Source organism: Streptomyces zhaozhouensis, from assembly GCF_900230195.1.
Taxonomy (GTDB): domain Bacteria; phylum Actinomycetota; class Actinomycetes; order Streptomycetales; family Streptomycetaceae; genus Streptomyces; species Streptomyces zhaozhouensis.
The window spans coordinates 110,435-130,009 of record NZ_OCNE01000008.1; the positions used below are offsets into that span (position 1 = coordinate 110,435).

The following is a 19,575-nucleotide window of genomic DNA, read 5'->3' on the forward strand; positions in this document are numbered from 1 at the left end:
GCCCGCACAGGAGGAGCACCGGCATGACGGAGAAGGTCGCCGACCACGTACTGGACCGGCTGCGGGAGTGGGGCGTCAGCCATGTCTTCGGCTACCCGGGCGACGGCATCAACGGCCTGCTCGCCGCCTGGGAACGGGCCGGGGACCGGCCGCGGTTCCTCCAGGCGCGGCACGAGGAGATGGCGGCGTTCCAGGCGGTGGGGTACGCGAAGTTCTCCGGCGGTGTCGGGGTGTGCGCCGCCACCTCGGGCCCCGGTGCCGTCCACCTGCTCAACGGCCTCTACGACGCCAAGCTCGACCACGTCCCGGTGGTCGCCCTGGTGGGGCAGACCGCGCGCTCGGCGATGGGCGGCTCGTACCAGCAGGAGATCGACCTGCACACGCTCTTCAAGGACGTGGCCTCCGCGTATCTGGAGGTCGTCAACGTCCCCGAGCAGCTGCCGAACGTCCTCGACCGTGCCCTGCGCACCGCCCGTGCCCTGCGGGCGCCCACGGCCGTGATCATCCCCGCCGACGTGCAGGACCTCGACTACACGCCGCCGGGGCACGCGTTCAAGATGGTGCCCTCCAGCATCGGCGCCTCCGGCTGGACCGCCACGCCCGACGAGGCCGCGCTGGACCGCGCCGCCGAGGTGCTGAACGCGGGGGAGAAGGTCGCGATGCTCGTCGGCCAGGGCGCGGCGGGCGCCGCCGACGAGGTCGTGGAGACGGCGCGCGTGCTCCAGGCCGGCATTGCCAAGGCGCTGCTGGGCAAGGACGTGCTGCCCGACACGCTGCCCGGGGTGACCGGCGGGATCGGACTGCTGGGCACCCGCCCGAGCTACGAGCTGATGCGGGACTGCGACACCCTGCTGACGGTCGGCTCCAGCCTGCCCTACAGCCAGTTCCTGCCCGAGTACGACCAGGCCAGGGCCGTGCAGATCGACCTGGACCCGCACCAGATCGGGATGCGCTACCCGTACGAGGTCAACCTCGTCGGCGACGCCCGCGACACCCTGCGGAGGCTGCTGCCCAGGCTGCGGCCCAGCGAGAACGGCGAGCGCTGGCGCACGTCGATGGAGAAGGCGGTCGAGCGCTGGTACGACGTGCTCGCGCGGCGCGCCGAGGTCGAGGCCGACCCGGTCAACCCCGAGTACGTCGCCCACTGCCTGGACCGGCTGGTGCCGGAGAACGCCGTCCTGACGGCGGACTCCGGCTCGGTGGCCAACTGGTACGCCCGGCACGTCCGGATGCGCGGCAGGATGCGCGGTTCCCTCTCGGGCACCCTCGCCTCCATGGGCTGCGCGGTGCCCTACGCGATCGCGGCGAAGTTCGCGATGCCGGACCGGCCGGCGATCGCGCTCGTCGGCGACGGGGCGATGCAGATGAACGGGCTGGCCGAGCTGGTCACGGCGGCCCGGTACCGCCACGAGTGGAGCGACCCGCGCCTGGTGGTCGCCGTCTGGAACAACCGGGACCTCAACCAGGTCAGTTGGGAGCTGCGCGCGATGGGCGGCGCGCCGCGGTTCGAGGCGTCCCAGTCGCTGCCGGACGTCCGCTACGCGGACTTCGCCCGCTCGCTGGGGCTGGAGGGCATCCGGGTGGAGAAGCCGGCGGATGTCGAGGACGGCTGGCGGCGCGCGCTGGCCGCCGACGGGCCGGCCGTGGTGGAGTTCCTCACCGACCCGTCGGTGCCGCCCATCCCGCCGCACGCCAGCTGGGAGCAGGCGTCCGCGACCGCGAAGTCGCTGGCCAGGGGCGACGGCGACCGCGGCGCCGTGCTGCGGCAGGGCGTCAAGGCCAAGCTCCAGGACTATCTGCCGGGCCGGCGGCACCGGGACGGCGGCGACGGCTGAGGGGCGGCGGACGCGGCGGCCTCACGCCCGGGGGCGCGGCGGGGGCCGCCGTTCCGCCTCGGGGGGCTCCTCGGGCGTCAGCTCCTCGACCAGCCGCGCCAGCCGGGCCAGCATCCCCCGGTGCCGGAGCTGCTGCGCGGCGTCCAGCACCACGTTGTGCATCCGCCCGCCCAGGCCGCGCAGCGGATGCTCCTCCATGATGACCAGGGTGTTCCGCCCCCAGCGGCGGATCTCCAGCGCGATGCGCGCGGTGCCGAGCGGGCCGCTGTCCGCCTCCAACTCCAGGACGTGCGGCGGTTCGTAGCGCCGGACCCAGGTCCGCCCGTGCAGGTCGTGGCGGCCCAGCCGCACCGTGTACGCCAGCGCCGAGCCGACCTCGGGCCAGGTGTCGACGGCCGGCGCCGACTCGCGGGTGCCGACCACCCACTCCGCGTACCGGCGCGGGTCCTCCAGCACCCGCCACACGGCGGGGGGCGGACGGAAGACCAGGTGGTGCCGTACGGCCATGCTCACTCCCGAGCGCCTCGTCCGGATCCGGGCGGGCACCCCGGCGACGCGCCGCACGCGCGGGCCGGTCCTCCGGTGCCGCCGGAGAACGCGCTACTTCTTGGCAGGTAACCACCTTTCCCGCGGCCCGGCAGTCCGAGGGCCGCCGGGCGAAGGACGGCCGGTACGCGCGACGGGAGCCAGGATGCGGACGCGGAAGAGAGTCGTGGTCATCACGGGGGCCAGCAGCGGGGTGGGCCGCGCCTGCGCCGAGCGGTTCGCCGCCCGGGGCTGCGCGGTGGTGCTGGCGGCCCGGCGGGGCGCGGCGCTGGAGGAGGTCGCCCGCCGCTGCCGACGCCGGGGGCGGGCGGACGCGCTGGTGGTCGTCACCGACGTCACGGACGCCGCCGCCGTCGAGGAGCTGGCCCGCCGGGCCGTCGCCGCGTACGGCCGGATCGACGTGTGGGTCAACTGCGCGGCGGTGGCCGCCTTCGGGTCGCTGCACAGCGTCCCGCCCGAGGTCTTCCGCCGGGTGCTGGATACCGACGTCATGGGGTGCGTGCACGGGGCGCGCGCCGCCCTCCGGGTCATGCGGGAACAGGGCACCGGCACCCTGGTCAACGTCTCCTCGGCCGTCGGCGCCGCTCCGGTCCCCCTCAACAGCGCCTATGTCGTGGCCAAGAGCGCGGTGCGGGCCCTGGGCGGCGCCCTGCGGCAGGAGCTCAGGCTCGACGGCTGCCGCGACGTCCATGTGTGCACCGTGCTGCCGGCCTCGATGGACACCCCGTTCTTCGCCAGGGCCGCCAACTACTCGGGGCGCGCCGTCCGGCCGCTCGCCCCCGTCTACTCGCCGGAGCGCGCCGCCCGCCGCATCGTGCGCCTCACGCGCGCGCCCCGGCGCGAGGCGTGGGTGGGGCCGGCCGCCGGGGCGTTGGCGTGGCTGTCGGCGGCGCTGCCTGGCACCACGGAGCGGCTGCTGGCCCGGCAGATGGACCGTCACCACCTCTCCCGCACCGAGGGCGCCGCCGACAGCACGGGCAACGCCTTCCGCTCCTCGCCGCCCGCCGCCCGGCACGGCGGCTGGCACGGCCGCCGCAGGACCGCGTCGCGCCGGCTGGCGGCGGTCTGCTGCGCGGCGGTGCTGTACCGGGTCGCCCGCGCCGCGCTGCGGCCCGGGAAGCCGGGCGCCGCCCGGTAGCCGGGGAGGCGGGCGCGGGCCTGCTGTTAAGCTCCTGGTCATGACCGCCCCGCCCACGTCGCCGTCGGGACGTGCGGTTTCCTCGTCCCAGCGGGGGCTGCTGACCGAACGCGTCGCACGCCAGTTGGAGCACGACATCCGCTCCGGCGAGATCGCCGTCGGCAGCAAGCTTCCCTCGGAGCGCGAGCTGGCCGAGCACTTCGGCGCCAGCCGCAACGTGGTCCGCGAGGCGCTGCGGCGGCTGGAGGCCCAGCACCTGATCGAGGTGGCGCCGGGCCGCGGCTCGTTCGTCGCCGAGCAGAGCCCGGGGCACGCCCGCAACTACGACGCCCTCTACCGGGCCGGCCGGCCCACCGTGCGCCATCTGATCGAGGCCCGCATCCCGCTGGAGGTCGAGATCGTGGGGCTCGCGACCGAGCGGGCCACCGCGGCCGACCTCGACGCGATGCGGGTGGCCAACGACGCGCTGCTGACCGCGACCGACGTGATCCACAAGGCCCGCGCCGACCTCGACTTCCACGACGCGATCGCCGCCGCCAGCGGCAACCCGGTGCTGCGGATCATGCTGTCGTCGATCGGCGGCATGATGTTCGAGATGATGCTCCGCTCCAACTCCGACCCCTCGATCGGCGAGCCGGGCGTCCCGCACCACCCCGAGATCCTGGAGTCGATCGTGGCCCGCGACGTCGAGTCGGCGCGGACCCGGATGCGGGAACACCTCCGCCTCGGGCTGCGCACCTACGGCGCCGACCTCGACCTCAGCCTGGACGTCATGGCCCGCCAGCACATCGACACCCTGCTGCGCGGGGGCGCCGCCCAGGACTGAGGGCCGGCACGCCCCCGCGCGACCGCCGCGGTGATGACACCCGGCTGACCTCCCACCGCGCCCGGTAACGCTTCGCAAGCGGGGCTGGTCAGAGCCGGGGGAGCCCTGTTACGGTCCATCTGGTCCTACCAGTTGGACCAACCTTGTCGCGCACACCCGCGCGACCCCCCGCGCACACCAGGGCGCATCCGCACGCACACGCACCAAGAAGCACGAGTACGCAGAAAGTCGAGGACGAGGATGTCCACGAGCAGCCAGGGGGTCAGCCGCCGTTCGTTCGGCAAGCTGGCCGCCACCGCGGCGGTCGCGGCCGTCGGCGGGACGACGCTCGGCGCCTGCTCGACGCGCGGCGGCACCGCGTCCCCCGACGCGCCGCTGCGCGTCACGGCGATCAACCACGTCTGGTCCCACGCGATCGCCGACCGGCTGGAGGAGATCGAGGACCGCATCAAGCGGCGGGTCTCGATCTCCATGCTCACCGCCGACCAGCTCACCAGCAGCTACAACGTGAAGCTCAACGCGTCGGCCACCGACGTCGACGTCATGATGGTGCGCGCGCTCCAGGAGCAGTTGCTCTTCGCGCACAACGGCTGGCTGGTCGACCTGACCGACCGCGTGGAGGGCGACGCCGGCTACCGGTGGAGCGACTTCCAGCAGGCGCCGCGCGAGCGCTCCGCCGTCGACGGAAGCGTGCTGAGCGTGCCCGTCGTCACCGAGCGGCCCGCGCTCTACTACCGCAGGGACCTGGTCGAGGACTTCGGCGGGCCGCCCGGCACGCTCGACGAGCTGAGGGAGCTCTCCCTCGAACTCGCCGACCGCCGCGACAACTTCTTCGGCTTCGTCGGCCGGGGCCAGCGCAACGGCGCCGTCAGCCAGTGGTCCAGCTTCCTGTACTCCTTCGGCGGGGACTTCGTCGTCGACGGGCGCTCCGCCCTCGCCACCCCCGAGGCCATCGCCGCCTACGAGTACTACGGCCGGCTGCTGCACGAGACCGGCCCGCCCGGTGCGACCAACATGAGCCTGGAACAGGCCATGCCGATCTTCGCCCAGGGCAAGGCCGCCTTCTACGTGGACGCCGACGCGATCTACACCAACTTCCTCGACCCCGGCGTCTCCACCGTGCAGGACCTGGTCGGCTTCGCCCCGTTCCCGGCCGGCCCCGCCGGGGCGCGTCCGCACAACATCCCGTCCTGGAGCCTGGGGATCAACGAGTTCTCCCTGCTGCGCGACGACGCCTGGGAGTTCCTGCGCTGGGCCTCGGGACCCGAGATGGTCGCCGCGCTCCAGGCCGAGGGCATCCCCGGCGCCCGGGAGTCCGCCTGGTCGGACAGCGAGACCCTCGGCAGCTTCCCCGCGGAACTCGCCGAGACCATGCGGATCAGCGCCGAGCGCGGCGTCGGCACCGACCGGCCGCAGGTGCTCCAGGTCGCGCGGGCCCGGGACATCGTCGGACGGCCGCTGGTCGCCGGGATCCTCGGCGAGTCCGTGCCGGGCGTGGCCCGCGACGCGGACGCCGAGTTCGCCGAGTTCCTCGTCCGCGACAACCGCTACCGGGAGGGCTGATGGCCACCACGTCGACGCGGCCCGGCGGCCGGCGGACCGCCGGCACCCCGCGCACGTTCGAGCAGGCCAACCGGCGCCTGAAGTGGGCGATGCTCGCCCCGGCCCTGGCGTTCGTCGGCCTGATGATCGTCTTTCCGCTGCTCTTCACGCTCAACCTGGGCTTCACCGACGCCTTCGGCGCCGTCAACGCCGACCGTTCCTTCGTCGGGCTGCGCAACTTCCAGGACGCCCTCTCCGACACCCGCCGCTTCTGGCCGGCCATCGAGCGCACCGTCGTCTTCACCGTCGGCGCGGTCGCGGTCGAGACCGCGCTCGGGCTGGCGCTGGCGATGCTGATGCGCAGGGCGTTCCGCGGGATGCGCTGGGTGCGGACCATCCTGATCATCCCGCTGCTGACCACGCCCGTCGCGATCGGCATCCTGTGGCTGCTGATCCTCGACCCGACCAACGGCGTCGCCAACCAGATACTCGACTCGCTCGGCCTGCCCACCCAGGAGTTCCTCGGCTCGGTCAGCCAGTCGCTGCCGACGCTGATGTTCATCGACATCTGGCAGTGGACGCCGATGATGACGCTGCTGCTGCTCGCCGGCCTCTCCACGCTGCCGGAGGAGCCCGAGGAGGCGGCGCTGGTCGACGGCGCCGGACCCTGGCAGCGCTTCCGCCACGTCGTGCTGCCCATGCTGCTGCCGACGCTGATGACGGCGCTGGTGCTGCGGTCCGTCGACGCGCTGAAGACCTTCGACATCCTCTACGCCACCAAGGGCCCGGGAGGCGGCTCGGACTACGAGGTGGAGACGCTCAACGTCTACGCCTACGGCCTCACCTTTGACTACCAGGAGTACGGGCTCGCCTCCGCGGTGCTCGTGCTGTTCACCCTCTTCATCATCGCCGTCGTGGTCCTGCTGCGGCGCCGCGCCGGAAGGAAGGAAGCATGAGTGCCCACCTGGCCGCCCGGGCGGCACGGCGCCGGCGCGCCCTCGGCTGGCTGCGCGGCGCGGCCGTCGTCGCGGTCTCGCTGTTCTTCGCGCTGCCCCTCGTGTGGATGTTCGCCGCCGCGTTCAAGACCAACGTCCAGGTCACCGACCCCACCGTCGGGCTGATCTTCTCCCCGACGCTGGAGAACCTGCGCAACGTCCTCGACGACGGCGAGATCATCACCTCGATGCGCAACTCGCTCATCGTGGGCGTCGTCTCCACCGCGCTCTCCGCCCTGCTCGCGGTGCCCGCCGCGTGGGCCGTCGGCCGTTTCACGATGCACCGCACGGGCTCGGTCGTGCTGATCGCCCGCATCGTGCCGGCCGTCTCGCTGCTGGTGCCCTGGTACTACCTCTTCGCCCAGGCGGGACTGGTCGGCAGCTACACCGTGCTGATCCTCAGCCACATGTTCGTCTCGGTGCCGCTGATCCTGTGGATCATGATCGGCTTCTTCGAGGGGCTTCCGGTGGAGCTGGAGGAGGCCGCCAGGACCGACGGGCTGAGCGCCTTCGGCGCGTTCTGGCGCATCGCCCTGCCGCTGGCGGCGCCCGGCACCGCGACCGCCTCGCTGCTGGCGTTCGTCTCCAGCTGGAACAACTTCATGTTCGCGCTGATCTTCGCCGACGAGGACACCCGCACGGCGCCGGTCACCCTCTTCAACTTCATCTCCTACGCCAGCACCGACTGGGGCGGGCTGATGGCCGCCGCCAGCCTGATGACCGTCCCGGTCGTGATCGCCGCCCTCATCGGTCAGAAATACCTCGTGGCCGGCCTCACGGCCGGGGCCACGAAGGGCTGATCCACCGCACCCCACCAGGAAGACCCCTCAGCCATGAAGATCGTCGACGCGAAGGTCGTCGTCACCAGCCCCGGCCGCAACTTCGTCACCCTGCGGATCACCACCGACGAGGGCGTCACCGGCCTCGGCGACGCCACCCTCAACGGCAGGGAACTCGCCGTCGCCAGCTACCTCACCGACCACGTCGTGCCGCTGCTGATCGGCGCCGACCCGCACCGCGTCGAGGACACCTGGCAGTACCTCTACCGGGGCGCCTACTGGCGCCGCGGCCCGGTCACCATGGCCGCGATAGCCGCCGTCGACGTCGCCCTGTGGGACATCAAGGCCAAGGTCGCCGGGCTGCCCCTCTACCAGCTGCTCGGCGGCGCCAGCCGGGAGCGGGTGCGCGCCTACGGCCACGCCAACGGCCGCGACCTGCCCGAGCTGTTCGACTCCATCCGCGCCCGGCGGGCCGAGGGCTACCAGGCGATCCGGGTGCAGATCGGCGTCCCCGGCCTGAGCAACACCTACGGCGTCCACCAGGACCCCGCGCTCGGCCAGGAGAACGCCACCCGTCTCGACCAGCGCCCCCGCCCCGTCGTCGAGGAGTGGGACACCGCCGCCTACCTGCGCCACCTGCCGGGCGTCTTCGAGGCGGTGCGCAACGAGTTCGGCCCCGAACTCCCGCTGCTGCACGACGCGCACCACCGGCTGACGCCCATCCAGGCCGCCAGGCTCGGCAAGGACCTGGAGCCCTACGACCTGTTCTGGCTGGAGGACTGCACCCCGGCCGAGAACCAGCAGGCGCTGCGGCTGGTGCGGCACCACACCACCACCCCGCTGGCGATCGGCGAGGTCCTCAACACCGTGCACGACTACCAGACGCTGCTCACCGAGCAGTTGATCGACTACGCCCGCTCCGCCGTCACCCACTTCGGCGGCGTCACCCCGCTGCGGAAGCTCTTCGACCTCGCGGCGCAGTACCAGATCAAGAGCGCCATCCACGGGCCCGAGGACATCTCGCCCGTCGGCATGGCCGCCGCGATCCACCTGGACCTGGCCGTCCACAACTTCGGCATCCAGGAGTACTCGGGCCACACCGCCGACACCCACGCGGTCTTCCGCCACGCCTACACCTTCACCGACGGTCACCTGCACCCCGGCGAGGAGCCCGGCATCGGCGTCACCCTCGACGAGGAGCTGGCCGCGGCCCACCCGTACCGTCCGGCGTACCTCCCGGTCAACCGGCTCGCGGACGGCACCGTCCACGACTGGTGAACCACGCGCCGGGGGCGCTTCCCGGGCCCTCACGGCCCCGGGGCGCGCCCCCGGCGGGTCGCGACGCGGCCTCAGAGCACGGCCAGTTCGGCCTCCAGGTCGTCCAGCCCGAGCGAGCCCAGCGACAGCGCCGCCATGTGCCACTTCTTGGCGTCGAACCCGGCGCCCCGCGCCGCCCGCGCCGCCTCCCGGCCCCGCAGCCAGGCCCGTTCGCCCAGCTTGTAGCCGATGGCCTGCCCCGGCGCCCCCAGATAGCGCACCAGCTCACTGGCGACGAACTCCGGCGAACGGCTGCTGTGCCGCTGGAAGAACCGCTCGGCCAGCTCCGGCGTCCACCGCTCACCCGGCTTGAACGGCGAGTTCTCCGGGATGGTCAGCTCCAGGTGCATCCCGATGTCGATGATCACCCGCACCGCGCGCATCATCTGGCAGTCCAGGTAGCCCAGTCGGGTCTCCGCCGACGTCAGGTACCCCAGCTCGTCCATCAGCCGCTCGGCGTAGAGCGCCCAGCCCTCCATGTTGGCGCTGACCCCGCCGACCGTGGTCTGGTAGCGGGACAACTCGTCGGCGACGTGCACCCACTGCGCCAGTTGGAGGTGGTGGCCGGGAACGCCCTCGTGGTACCAGGTCGAGACCAGGTCGTAGACCGGGAACCGCGTCTCGCCCATCGTCGGCAGCCAGGTGCGGCCCGGACGGGAGAAGTCGAGCGACGGACTGGTGTAGTACGGCGCCGCCGGCCCGCCGGGCGGCGCGATCCGCGCCTCGACCCGCTTGATCCGGTCGGCCAGCTCGAAGTGGGTGCCGTCCAGCTCCGCGATCGCCTCGTCCATCATCCGCTGCAACCACACGCGCACCTCCTCGACACCCTCGACCACCGTGCCGTGCTCGTCGAGATGGCGCAGCGCCGCCCACGGGTCGGCGCCCGGCAGGATCTTCTCCGCCTCGGTGACCATCTCCGCGCGTAGCCTGTGGAACTCCGACCAGCCGTACGCGTACGCCTCGTCCAGGTCCAGGTCGGTGCCGTTCCAGTACCGCGCCCACCGCGCGTACCGCTCCCGCCCCGCGATGTCGTCGGCCCCGGACACCCGGGGCGCGTACTCCTCGCGCAGCCACGCGCGCAGCCCGTCCATCGCCTCGTTGGCGAGCCCGGCCGCCGCCGTCAGCTCCTCCCGCAGCGCCTCGGGCCCCGGCGCGACGAACTCGGCGAACCAGCCGCCCGGCGCGCTCAGCGACTCGTCCAGCAGCGCCAACGTCTCCCGCACCTGCCGGGGACCGGCCGGCAGGTCCCGCGCCAGGCCCTCGGTCAGCGACTCCCGGTACCCGGCGAGCGCCTCCGGCACCGCCCGCAGCCGCGCCGCGACCGCCGACCAGTCCGCCTCCGTCTCGGTCGGCGTCAACGGGAAGATGGTGCGAATCGAGTGCACCGGCGAGTAGAGGCTGCTCATCGCCCGCAGCGGCTCCCCGGCCTCGGCCACCGCCAACTCCGCCGTCAGCCGCTCCCGCAGCAGCCGCGCGCAGCGCCGCTCGCCCTCGGCGTCGGCGCCCGGCAGCCTCTCGGCGTCGTCGAGCCGGGCGAGGGTGCGCCGCGCCAGCTCCGCCTCGGCCTCGATCCCCCGTGGTGAGAAGTCCGGCAGTCTGCCCGAACTCCCCGGATCGCCGAGGAACGTTCCGGTGATGGGGTCGAGGGCGACCAGCTCGTCGACGTACGCGTCGGCGAGCCGGCGGGGGAGCGGGGTGCGTGAGTCAGCCATGAAGCCATCCTGGTACGGGAGTCGACATACGTCACCATCGTTCCCACCGACGGCCCGGTCACCCCTGCCCTGACGGGGGCCTCGGAGGCCGGAGAGCGCGGGTGGGGAAAACCCCACCCCGGGACGGTGGGCAACGCCATGGGGCCGGGCGCCTCCCGCTGGGAGAGTCATGGGCGGGCCCGGTTCCCGCGGGCCCCGACCGCACGTGAAAGGCCCCGCTCCATGGCACCCGCCCGTCTCTCCCGCCACGCCCGTCTCGCCCGTCCGAGGAGCCGCGCCGCGCTGCTCGCCCTCTCCCTCGCCGTCACCACCACCGGGCTCGCGGCCTGCGCCGGCGACGCCAGGGGCGCCGACGCGGAGCCGTTCTCGCCGGACGGCGTCTGGACGACGGACGGCTACGGCACCCTCGTCGAGGTGGAGGGCGACAGGCTGCGTACCTACGACGTCACCACGCTCAGCTGCCTGCCCGGCCTGGTCACCGGGGAACGCGCCGGAGAGCCCGGCGAGGACGGCGGCGTCACCTTCGCGAGCGAGGAGACCTCGCCGATCACCGTCACCCCCGACGGTGCGAACGGCGCGCGCTGGAGCTTCGCCGACAGCGTCGGGGACCGGGCGCTCCACCGCCTGGAGGCGCTGCCGGAGAACTGCGGTGAGGAGCCGGCCGGCGATCCCGTCGAGGCGTTCGACGTCTTCTGGCAGACCTACGCCGAGCAGTACCCGTTCTTCGAGGCGCGCGGCGTCGACTGGGAGGCGGTGCGCGAGGAGTACCGGCCGCGCGTCACCGAGGAGACCACCGAGGACGAACTCTTCGCGCTCCTGCGCGAGATGATCGAGCCGCTGCACGACGCGCACACCAGCCTCGCCTCCCCTTCGGGCGACTACTACGCCGGGCACCGGGAGGACACCGAGCTGCCCGACGCCGAACTGATCCAGCGCATCGAGGAGGCCACCGCCGAGAGTGTCGGCGCCGAGCAACGGCGTTGGGCGAACGGCGCGGTCTCCTACGCCGACATGGCCGACGGCGTCGGCTACCTGCGGATCACCTCCTTCACCGGCTACACCGACGAGGACGGCTACGCCGAGGACGTGGCCGAACTCGACCGGGCGCTGGACGAGGTGTTCACCGAGGCCCGCACCGAGGGGCCCGACGCGTTGCGCGGCCTCGTTCTCGACCTGCGGTTCAACGGCGGCGGCTCCGACCGGCTCGGACTGCACGTGGCCTCCCGGCTGACCGACCGTCCCTACGTCGCCTACACCAAGCACGCGCGCAACGACCCCGACGACCCGGCCGGGCACACCCCCGACCAGGAGATCCGGGTCGAGCCGTTCGACGGTCCGACCTACGACGGGCCGGTGGCCGTGCTGACGTCCCGGCTGACCATCTCCGCCGCGGAGACCACCACCCAGTCGCTGCTGGGCCGCGAGCCGGGCGTCACCCTGGTCGGGGAGAACACCCAGGGATCGTTCTCCGACACCCTGGACCGCACCCTGCCCGGCGGTTGGAGCTTCGCGCTGCCCAACGAGGAGTTCCTGACCGAGGACGGCCGGACGTTCGACATCGCGGGCATCCCGCCGGCGGTGGCGACGCCCGTCTTCACCGACGAGGAGTTCGAGGCGCACCGCGACTCGGCGCTGACCGAGGCGCGCGCCCTGCTCGGCGGTGACGCGGGCTGACCAGTGGACCAACTGGCCAGCCGACCAGCTGACCAGTTGTGGAACAGGCCAGTGGGCCGGCTGACCACCGGTCCACTGGCCCCTCTGGTCAGCTGACCAGTTGTCCACCCGCCTAACCACCGAGGGCGAAGTGGGCGGCCCAGCGGGACGGCTCCCCCGGGGCGTCGTCGCGCAGGGCCCGCACCGCGTGGTGCAGATGCGACGCCGCGTCGGCCGTGGTGCCGGCGGCGGCCAGCGCCGTGTGGAAGTCGTCGGCGACGCGGCCGGCGTCGCCGTCGCCCACCGGCCAGAGCGTGGCCACGACCTGGCGGTAGCCGGCCAGTTGGAAGGCCGAGGCGATGTGCACCGCCTCGTCGGCGAGCCGCTCCTCGCCGCCGCCGGTCCGGCAGGCCGACAGATAGGCCAGCGCCCCGTGCTCCACCCGGGCGGCGCCCAGCTCCAGCACGGTCAGCGGCGCCGCGACGTGGTCGTGCAGCAGCAGGGCGCTGAGGGACGGCGAACGGGGGTCGGTGACCGCGTGGCAGGCGAAGTGGGCCACCTCGTGCCGGGGCAGCTCCGCCAGCACCGCCTCCCGGGTGGCCTCCGGGCCCGAGAGCACGGTCACGCCCGGCATCAGCTCCGCCAGCCGGCGTGCCTCCAGCGCCGCGCCCGGCAGTGCCCGCGCACCCGGCGCCCGCGCCACCTCGACGACCACCAGCCGCCGTTCCGTCCGTCCCGCGCCGGACGGCCCGTACGGCAGCGCCCCCACCGTCGAGGTGTAGGAGGAGACGACCCGGTCCAGCACGGAGGCGCCAGGCCGACCCGGCACACCCGCCGCGTGCAGCGGCAGCCGCGCCGCGACGCCGACCGGGCACCAGCGCACCCGAGGCGGTTCCCCGTCCGCCCCCGGCGGCAGGCCGAGCGCGTCGAGCACCGGACGACAGACGCGTTCCCACAGCCACTCCAGGTGCCCCAGCAGCCTCGCTTCCGTCGCGCCCTCGCGGTCCACGACCGCGTCGCGCGCGAAGTCCTCCGCCACGGCACGGAGTTCGTCCAGCCCGCAGGCCAAGGGAACGACCCGCACCGGCGCGTCCGCGGTGAGGAGCAACGCGTCGCAGCGGAACGGGCTCGGGTTGACCAGCACCACCGGGTGGTCGCCGACCCGCCGGCGCAGCTCCAGTGGCGTCGGCGGCAGCAGAAAGCCGGCCAGGCCAGGCAGCCGACGCACCCGGGTCAGCAACTCCTCCCAACGGTCCGCCCACTCCGAGTGGCGTGCGGCCTCCTCGGCCGGTGGGACCGGCGGGGCGAAGCCGTCGGCGTAGAGATGGGCGCCGGCCCGGTCGGAGGCGTCGAGCCGCTCCCGCAGCAGGGTGAACTCCGAGGCCAGCGCCGGCTCCACCCGCCGCAGCGCGTCCAGCTCCTCCTCGTGCCCGAGCCCCTCGCGCAGCAGCACGCCCCGCGCGTGCTCCAGCAACACCACCGCGCGCTCCGGCTGTTCGCGCGCCAGCGCCGCCGAGGCGGCCTCCGCCGGCAGCCCGGCGAACTCGCCCAGGCCGAACTCGCGGTCGGCGCGCAGCAGTCGGCGGGGCGCGAGCCGTGGCAGCCAGCCGACGGCCCGCTCGTAGGCGACCAACGCCAGATCGGGCCTCGGCGGGTCGGCCGTCATCGCCGTCCGCCCCAGCAACCGGTGCGCCAGGACCCGCACCCGGGTCGGGGCAGCGCCCCGCGCCAGGGCGTCGCAGCACCGGCGCATCTCGCGCAGCGACTCGGGCGTCGCCGGAACCCGCGCGAGCGCCTGGACCAGGGTGTAGAGCGCGACCGCCCCGTCCGCGCCGCCGCCCAGCGCGGCGGCCTCCCGCGCACCCTCGATCGCCTCCGCCAACGCGGCCCGGTCCCCGGTGTGTTCGTGGAGGGTGCGGGCCGCGATGCTCAGATTGGTGAGCGCGGCGCCCCGTCCCCGGGGCTCCGACTCCAGCGCGACCGCCGCCCTCGCCGTCTCGACCGCCTCCACCAGCACCGGCACGTCGTCCGCGCCGAGCGCCTCGGGGGTTTCGCCGGGCGGGAGGCCGGGATGAAGCGTCGCCGCCAGCAGATGGAGCGCGTTGCCCAGCTCGCTCAACGTCCCCGCGCGCTGCGGGTCGTGGGGTGACAGGGATGCCATCGCCGCGCGGGAGGCCGCCACCGCCCGGTGCGCGGCGGCCACCTCACCGGTCCGTTTGAACAACTCCTGCTCCGCCGCGCTCAGGTTGTTGTACAGCGCGCGCCGGCGCGGGTCGTCGGCCGCGAGGCCGGCGACCGAATCACGGCACGCCCGCACCGCCTCCCGCAGCGCCCCCAGGTCCCGCGTCGTCTCGAAGCGACCGCGCAGCACGATGCCCAACGTGGACAGGCAGGACGCCCGTTCGCCGCTCCCCGCCCGCGCCGCCGAGACCGCCTCCCGCGCGCACTCCTCCGCCTCCCGCAGCGCCGACGCGCCCTCGTCGCCCGGGCCGCCGTCGACGAAGTCGGCGTGCAGCGAGTTGGCCAACTCCCGCAGACAGCCCGCCCGCCCGGCGTTCCCCTCGGGGCAGAGCCGGACGGCCCGCCGCCCGCACTCCACGGCCTCCGCCAGCGACTCCCGCTCCCCGGTGCGCACCCCGAGGGTCCGCGACGCCCTGCCCAGTTCGTGAAACGGGACCCAGCCCCACTCGGGGTCAGGGGCGCCCGCCGCCGAAGCGGCCCGCCACAGCTCCACGATCTCCCGCAGCGCCGACAGCTCCCCATTCTCCCGGTAGGCGTCGTCCAGGCAGTGCGCCAGCAGCGGCCCCGACACCGACCGCGCGTCCTCGTCGGCCGCCGCCTCCCTGGCCAGCGGCAGCAGCCGGGCCGCCAGCCCGGGACGCCCCCCGGCGGTCAGCACGTCGGCCAGCAACGCCCGCATGTTGTGGCGGTGTCGCCGCCGGTCCGGGTGCTCGGGCGGCAGGAACACCACGATCCGCGCGTTCACCTCCAGCAGCCGCTCCAGCGGCTCCTCGTCGCCGGTCCTTCGGAACTCCCAACGCAGCAGCACGCCCAGGTTGTTCAGGCACGCCGCGCGGTCCGGGTGGTGAGAGGCCATCACGGACAGTGCCCGCTGAAACGCCCGGCGAGCCGCCCGGGTCCTCCGCAGCGAGCGGCCATGGCGCGCTCGTCCCATCAACCACTCGCCGCGCAGCGCCAGTTGATGGTGCAGCAGCATCTCCTCTTCCACGTGCCCCCCTCGACGACGTCCGGCCCCCGTCCGGCTTGCGCCCCGCCCCCGTGCCCGGCAGGCTGGCGCCAGGGCTTCCATGGTGACGGGGGAGAGACGAGGATGACCGGGACATCGTCGAAGTACCGCTGCCCGACGTGCGGTCACCGCCGCACCGCCGCCCACTGCTGGAACTGCTCGGTGCCCCAGGCCACACGGTTCGACCCGGTGGAGCTCGCGGCGGCCGTCGTGGTCGTCTCCGCGTTGCAGCCGTTCGTCAGCGCCATCGCCACCAAGGCGGGCGAGGACGTCTGGCCGAAGATCGCCAAGCTCGTCGGCCGCAGGCGGCGCAAGGAGATCGAGGCCCGGATCGACCACACCGAGACGCTGGAGATCGTCGCCAACGGGGGCCGGCTGGTCGTCGAGATGCCCACCAGGCTGCCCGCCTCCGCCGCCGCGAGCCTGCGGGACGTCGTCGCCACGCTGGAACGGACCGAGGGCCGCTTCCGGGTCAGCTACGACGCGGCCACCTCCACCTGGTCCATCGTGGCGAGTGACAACGGCGTGCCGCCGCAGTCGAACTGACGCGCAGTCAGCCCGACGGCGTCCCCTGACGCTCCGTCAGCACCGCCGTCAACCCCGCCGCCAGCAGCATCCCCATGCCCACCCCGCACGCCAACCCCGCCGGGTCCGCCCACACCGCGTGCGTCACCATCGCCTGCGCGCCCACCACCAGGGGCCCGAGCCACGCCCCCGTCCGGTGGCGCAGCGGCACCATGCTGAACCGCGTCGCCACCAGGGACAGCACCAGCGCCGCGACCGCCATCCCCAGGAACACCCCGCGCACCCGGTCCGCGCCCTCGTCCGCCGTCAGACAGCCGATCAACGCGCCGGCCAGCGAGCCCGCCGCGATCAGCAGCCCCGCCACCGCCTCCGGCACCAGCACCACGCCCCGGCCCCTGCGCGCCCGCGCCGTCTGCCAGGCGCACCGCGCCAGGTCCGGCAGCGTGGCCGCCCCGACATACGCGCCGACCACCGCCCCGTACCAGCCGACCACCCAACCGCCCACCAGCAGACCGACCAGCAGCGCCGGCACCGTGCCCGCGGGGAACAGGCGTGTGCCGGGTGGCACCAGCGGCCTCGGCTCCAACGTGCCGTCCGCCCGCACATGATCCGCGCCCCGCGCGATCCGCACCGCCGCACCCGGCGCGACATACAGCGCCTCCAGCACCCGCGTCAGGAACTCCACCCGCACCGTCGCCGTGTCCGGCCCCGGCTGACGCACCGTCCGCATGAGCACGGTCCCGCCCACCCGCACCATCCCCAGCGTGCGGAAACCGCCCTCCGCGGGCTCGTACGTGTACGCCAGCGGCAGCATGGTCTCCCCGTCGATGTACAGCAGCGACTTCCTGAGCTCGCCCGCAGCGCCCACCGCGCGTCCCCTCTCTCACCGGCAGCGGTCTACCCGGTGGGCGCGGCGTCAACCGCCCGTGAACGCCGTCCCGCCAGGCAGCCGCGCCGACACCACCAGCGCGTCGTCGTCCTCCGGCGACTCCGTCCACGGTAGCCCCGTCGCGCGCAGCGCCCCGAGCAGTTCCGCGTCCCCGGCCCTGGCCACCGCGTACACGCCCTCGGAACGCCGCGCCACCGCCAGCGCCAGCAGCGTCTCCACCAGCGCCCCGCCGATTCCCCGGCACTGCCACGCGTCCGCCACCAGCAGCGCCACCTCGGACTCGGCCCCGTCCCACAGGACATGCCCGAGCCCCACCAACTCCCCGCTGTCCAGGTGCGCCGCGACGCTCCGGCCGTGCCGCCCGTTCAGCAGGTGCCGCAGATAGCCGTCCGCCTCGCCCGCGCCGCCCGGGTAACGGCGCACCAGGTTCGCGGGCGAGCAGCGCGCGTGCAGCGCCAACGCCGCCGGCAGGTCCTCCTCGTCGACTCCTCGCACCCACACGCGCCCACCGCCGGCCAGTGCCGCCTCGGTAAGCGCCGTTCCGTGCCGCGTGAGGGCCGCCTCGGCGGCCGACGCGGCGCGACCGCGCACCGAGGGGCAGCCACCGGCGTGCCCGGGCAGCCCCAGGCGCGCGAGGTGGAGCGTCGGTCGCGGTGTGTCCCACTCATCCATGTCCCGCACTCTCGTCTGTGGTTATTGCCTGGTCACGAACGAGCTGTGACCGACGGGTAAAGGCGCCTCACGCACCGGCACCACCGCACCTCGCGCCGCACCCGGCCCCCGGGTCCCGGCGAGGGGACCCGGGCGCGCGGGCTCGGACGCGGCCTGGTGTGATGGGACGGTGGCGGACGACACCCTTCTGGAGACGTACCAGGCGCACCGAACGTTGCTCTTCGGCGTCGCCTACCGCATGTTGGGCCGCGTCACCGACGCCGAGGACGTGCTCCAGGAGGCGTGGCCGCGCTGGTCGGCGCGCGACCGGGGCGAGGTGCGCGACCCGCGCGCCTACCTGGTGCGGATCGTCACCCGGCTGGCGCTGGACCGGATGCGGGAGCAGGCGGCCCGCCGGGAGACCTATGTCGGCCCCTGGCTGCCGGAGCCGCTGCCCACCGACTCCCTCGCCCCCACCCCGGCGCCCGAGGGCGCCGACCGCGCGGTGCTGGCCGACACCGTCTCGTTCGCCGTGCTGGTGATGATGGAGTCGCTCTCCCCGCTGGAGCGCGCCGTGTTCGTGCTGCGCGAGGCGTTCGGCGTCGGCTACCCGGAGATCGCCGAGGCCCTCGGCCGCGACCAGCCGGCCGTCCGCCAGCTCGCCGCCCGCGCCCGCCGGCACATGGCCGAACGCCGCCCCCGCTACACCGTCGACCCCCGCGACCAGCGCGAGCTGGCGGAGCGCTTTCTCGCCGCCGCCCTCGACGGCGACGTCGGCGCCCTGCTGGAGTCGCTGGCCGCCGACGTCACCCTGGTCGGGGACAGCGGCGGCCAGGCCAAGGCGCCGCGCCGCGTCATCGTCGGAGCCGACAAGGTCAGCCGCTTCCTCGCCGGCGTGGGCGTCAAGGAGAGCGAGGGACTGGTCGCCCGGTTCGCCGTGTTCAACGGCTGTCCCGCCGTCTACGCCCACACGCCGCGCGGGCCGCTGGGCGCGTTCCTGCTGGACGTGGTGGACGGGCGGGTGCAGCGCGTCTACGTGGTGACCAACCCGGACAAGCTGGCCCATCTCCCGCGCTGAGCACCCGCCCCGCGCCTCACAGGCCGCCGGCGACCCGCAGCACCGTGCCCGTCGTGTAGCCCGCCTCGGGCGACAGCAGCCAGGCCACCGCCCCGGCCACCTCCTCCGGCCGGCCCGGGCGGCCCATCGGGATCTGCGACGCCTTCCGCCACGGACGCTCCGGGTCGCCCATCGTGGCGTGCATGTCCGTCAACGTCATCCCCGGCTGCACCGAGTTGACCCGCACGCCCTCCGGCGCGAGCTCCTTGGACAGCCCCACCGTCAACGCGTCAAGCGCCGCCTTGCTCGCCGCGTAGTGCACGTACTCGCCGGGGCTGCCCAACGTCGCGGCCGCCGACGACACGTTCACGATCGCGCCGCCTTTGCCGCCGTGCCGCGTCGACATCGCCAACGCGGCGGCGCGCGCGCACCACAGCGCGCCCAGCACGTTGACCTCCGTCACCTGCCGCATCACCTCGGTCGGCGTCTCGGTGAACCGGCCGAGCGGCCCGGTGATCGCCGCGTTGTTGACCAGCCCGGTCACCGGGCCCAGCGCCTCGGCGGCCGTCGCGAACAGCCGTTCCACGGCGGCCTCCTCGCTGACCTCGCCGGCCACCACCACCGCGCGCCGCCCCGCCGCCTCGACCCGCGCCGCCACCGCCTCGGCGGCCCCGGTGTCCCGCCGGCAGCCGATCGCCACGTCGTGCCCCGCCTCCGCCAGCCGCACCGCCACCGCGGCGCCGATGCCGCGTCCGCCGCCCGTCACCACGGTCACCGGTGCGCCGGGCCCCTCGTCATGCCTCACGTGTGTCATCCCCGCAGCCTAGATCGGGCGCGGACCTTGGTCTTGACCAAGTCCGGGA

General features: G+C 74.2%; 16 protein-coding genes. 10 read left to right on the forward strand and 6 right to left on the reverse strand.

Annotation, left to right across the window (positions count from 1 at the left end):
- Nucleotides 1-23: 23 nt before the first annotated feature.
- Nucleotides 24-1,835, forward strand: coding sequence for a thiamine pyrophosphate-requiring protein (locus tag CRP51_RS13600; protein WP_097231425.1), 1,812 nt, complete (start codon nt 24-26; stop codon nt 1,833-1,835).
- Nucleotides 1,836-1,856: 21 nt separating this feature from the next.
- Here CRP51_RS13600 and CRP51_RS13605 read toward each other — a convergent pair whose 3' ends face one another.
- Nucleotides 1,857-2,342 (reverse strand): SRPBCC family protein, encoded by a 486-nt coding sequence (locus CRP51_RS13605; RefSeq protein WP_097231426.1) that lies wholly within the window; start codon nt 2,340-2,342, stop codon nt 1,857-1,859.
- Between the two features lie 184 nt (nt 2,343-2,526).
- Here CRP51_RS13605 and CRP51_RS13610 point away from each other — a divergent pair, with 184 nt between their 5' ends.
- The 6 genes from CRP51_RS13610 to manD all read left to right on the forward strand — a co-directional run bounded on the left by CRP51_RS13610 (nt 2,527) and on the right by manD (nt 8,939).
- A complete protein-coding gene (locus tag CRP51_RS13610) occupies nt 2,527-3,519 on the forward strand; it encodes an SDR family oxidoreductase (protein ID WP_097231427.1) in 993 nt (330 codons plus the stop codon).
- Nucleotides 3,520-3,559: 40 nt separating this feature from the next.
- Nucleotides 3,560-4,345, forward strand: coding sequence for a FadR/GntR family transcriptional regulator (locus tag CRP51_RS13615; protein WP_097231428.1), 786 nt, complete (start codon nt 3,560-3,562; stop codon nt 4,343-4,345).
- Nucleotides 4,346-4,585: 240 nt separating this feature from the next.
- The gene (locus tag CRP51_RS13620) at nt 4,586-5,908 is read left to right on the forward strand and encodes an ABC transporter substrate-binding protein (RefSeq protein ID WP_097231429.1); all 1,323 of its coding nucleotides are present in this window, start codon (nt 4,586-4,588) and stop codon (nt 5,906-5,908) included.
- Entirely contained in the window at nt 5,908-6,843 is a 936-nt protein-coding gene (locus CRP51_RS13625; protein ID WP_097231430.1) for a carbohydrate ABC transporter permease, read from the forward strand. Before CRP51_RS13620 ends, CRP51_RS13625 begins: the two co-directional genes overlap by 1 nt.
- Nucleotides 6,840-7,682 (forward strand): carbohydrate ABC transporter permease, encoded by an 843-nt coding sequence (locus CRP51_RS13630; RefSeq protein WP_097231431.1) that lies wholly within the window; start codon nt 6,840-6,842, stop codon nt 7,680-7,682. Before CRP51_RS13625 ends, CRP51_RS13630 begins: the two co-directional genes overlap by 4 nt.
- Before the next feature lie 33 nt (nt 7,683-7,715).
- Nucleotides 7,716-8,939: a D-mannonate dehydratase ManD gene (gene manD / locus CRP51_RS13635; RefSeq protein ID WP_097231432.1), complete on the forward strand. Its 1,224-nt coding sequence runs from the start codon at nt 7,716-7,718 to the stop codon at nt 8,937-8,939.
- 71 nt (nt 8,940-9,010) lie between these two features.
- Here the strand turns inward: manD and CRP51_RS13640 are convergent, their stop codons facing one another.
- The gene (locus tag CRP51_RS13640) at nt 9,011-10,690 is read right to left on the reverse strand and encodes a DUF885 domain-containing protein (protein WP_097231433.1); all 1,680 of its coding nucleotides are present in this window, start codon (nt 10,688-10,690) and stop codon (nt 9,011-9,013) included.
- Between the two features lie 222 nt (nt 10,691-10,912).
- Here CRP51_RS13640 and CRP51_RS13645 point away from each other — a divergent pair, with 222 nt between their 5' ends.
- Entirely contained in the window at nt 10,913-12,364 is a 1,452-nt protein-coding gene (locus tag CRP51_RS13645; RefSeq protein ID WP_097231434.1) for a S41 family peptidase, read from the forward strand.
- Nucleotides 12,365-12,476: 112 nt separating this feature from the next.
- Here the strand turns inward: CRP51_RS13645 and CRP51_RS13650 are convergent, their stop codons facing one another.
- The gene (locus CRP51_RS13650; RefSeq protein ID WP_170970546.1) at nt 12,477-15,572 is read right to left on the reverse strand and encodes a CHAT domain-containing protein; all 3,096 of its coding nucleotides are present in this window, start codon (nt 15,570-15,572) and stop codon (nt 12,477-12,479) included.
- A gap of 102 nt (nt 15,573-15,674) precedes the next feature.
- Here CRP51_RS13650 and CRP51_RS13655 point away from each other — a divergent pair, with 102 nt between their 5' ends.
- The gene (locus tag CRP51_RS13655) at nt 15,675-16,136 is read left to right on the forward strand and encodes a hypothetical protein (protein WP_141514600.1); all 462 of its coding nucleotides are present in this window, start codon (nt 15,675-15,677) and stop codon (nt 16,134-16,136) included.
- 7 nt (nt 16,137-16,143) lie between these two features.
- Here the strand turns inward: CRP51_RS13655 and CRP51_RS29980 are convergent, their stop codons facing one another.
- Both CRP51_RS29980 and CRP51_RS13665 read right to left on the reverse strand, forming a co-directional pair.
- Nucleotides 16,144-16,983, reverse strand: a complete 840-nt coding sequence (locus tag CRP51_RS29980) for a hypothetical protein (protein WP_097231437.1) — start codon at nt 16,981-16,983, stop codon at nt 16,144-16,146.
- Between the two features lie 48 nt (nt 16,984-17,031).
- Nucleotides 17,032-17,676 carry a GNAT family N-acetyltransferase gene (locus CRP51_RS13665; protein ID WP_097231438.1) on the reverse strand — a complete coding sequence of 215 codons (645 nt, stop codon included), beginning with the start codon at nt 17,674-17,676 and terminating at the stop codon, nt 17,032-17,034.
- Between the two features lie 169 nt (nt 17,677-17,845).
- On the opposite strand from CRP51_RS13665, the gene sigJ reads away from it, so the two are divergent.
- Nucleotides 17,846-18,733, forward strand: a complete 888-nt coding sequence (sigJ, locus tag CRP51_RS13670) for an RNA polymerase sigma factor SigJ (RefSeq protein ID WP_097231439.1) — start codon at nt 17,846-17,848, stop codon at nt 18,731-18,733.
- 16 nt (nt 18,734-18,749) lie between these two features.
- Here sigJ and CRP51_RS13675 read toward each other — a convergent pair whose 3' ends face one another.
- Nucleotides 18,750-19,526, reverse strand: coding sequence for an SDR family oxidoreductase (locus CRP51_RS13675; protein ID WP_097231440.1), 777 nt, complete (start codon nt 19,524-19,526; stop codon nt 18,750-18,752).
- Nucleotides 19,527-19,575 lie beyond the last annotated feature (49 nt).

Excerpts from the sequence above, each read along its gene's own strand:
- CRP51_RS13600 (WP_097231425.1), top strand. The coding sequence starts at position 24 with ATGACGGAGAAGGTCGCCGACCACGTACTGGACCGGCTGCGGGAGTGG.
- CRP51_RS13605 (WP_097231426.1), bottom strand. The coding sequence starts at position 2,342 with ATGGCCGTACGGCACCACCTGGTCTTCCGTCCGCCCCCCGCCGTGTGG.
- CRP51_RS13610 (WP_097231427.1), top strand. The coding sequence starts at position 2,527 with ATGCGGACGCGGAAGAGAGTCGTGGTCATCACGGGGGCCAGCAGCGGG.
- CRP51_RS13615 (WP_097231428.1), top strand. The coding sequence starts at position 3,560 with ATGACCGCCCCGCCCACGTCGCCGTCGGGACGTGCGGTTTCCTCGTCC.
- CRP51_RS13620 (WP_097231429.1), top strand. The coding sequence starts at position 4,586 with ATGTCCACGAGCAGCCAGGGGGTCAGCCGCCGTTCGTTCGGCAAGCTG.
- CRP51_RS13625 (WP_097231430.1), top strand. The coding sequence starts at position 5,908 with ATGGCCACCACGTCGACGCGGCCCGGCGGCCGGCGGACCGCCGGCACC.
- CRP51_RS13630 (WP_097231431.1), top strand. The coding sequence starts at position 6,840 with ATGAGTGCCCACCTGGCCGCCCGGGCGGCACGGCGCCGGCGCGCCCTC.
- manD (WP_097231432.1), top strand. The coding sequence starts at position 7,716 with ATGAAGATCGTCGACGCGAAGGTCGTCGTCACCAGCCCCGGCCGCAAC.
- CRP51_RS13640 (WP_097231433.1), bottom strand. The coding sequence starts at position 10,690 with ATGGCTGACTCACGCACCCCGCTCCCCCGCCGGCTCGCCGACGCGTAC.
- CRP51_RS13645 (WP_097231434.1), top strand. The coding sequence starts at position 10,913 with ATGGCACCCGCCCGTCTCTCCCGCCACGCCCGTCTCGCCCGTCCGAGG.
- CRP51_RS13655 (WP_141514600.1), top strand. The coding sequence starts at position 15,675 with ATGACCGGGACATCGTCGAAGTACCGCTGCCCGACGTGCGGTCACCGC.
- CRP51_RS13665 (WP_097231438.1), bottom strand. The coding sequence starts at position 17,676 with ATGGATGAGTGGGACACACCGCGACCGACGCTCCACCTCGCGCGCCTG.
- CRP51_RS13675 (WP_097231440.1), bottom strand. The coding sequence starts at position 19,526 with ATGACACACGTGAGGCATGACGAGGGGCCCGGCGCACCGGTGACCGTG.